1 pseudogene is annotated in these 440 nt (G+C 71.8%); it reads right to left on the reverse strand.

The features are described from left to right. A pseudogene (locus B2R83_RS01740) lies at positions 1–440 on the reverse strand (phosphotransferase); the annotation flags it as partial.

The raw sequence follows: 440 nt of genomic DNA on the forward strand, positions 1-440 counted from the left end.
TTGATGACGCCCCACTCCATGCCGTACAGCGCCAGGAAGCCCGGCTTGGTGGCATTGAAGGCGGCGGCGCTGGCCAGGCCGGCCTTGTACAGGTCTTTCGCCCTGGCTGGCTCGGCGTTGGGGTCGGTGCCGTCCGAGCCGTCGTACATGTGGTTGTGCTCGGAGACGGCCAGGATGTCGAGGCCGCGTCCGCGCGCATAGGCGAAGGCGGCTTCGGGACCGTACTTGGCCTTGAGCGGATCCTGGGCGCCCTTGCAGGCGTCGAGGGCGGCGCCGCCGTCGCTGTGGTTGCTCTGGCTGTGCAGGTTGGCCAGGTAGACCGTGTAGGGCAGCGAGGCGGTGGCCGGCGCCGCCGCCGCACCCGTCGACGCGGCGTCGCGCGCGCCCGGCAACGGAGTAAAGCGCGGCGTGCGCTGCGCCGGCGGGGCGGGATCGGAAGA

Source organism: Massilia sp. UBA6681, assembly GCF_002454935.1.
GTDB classification, from domain to species: Bacteria; Pseudomonadota; Gammaproteobacteria; order Burkholderiales; family Burkholderiaceae_D; genus Telluria; species Telluria varians.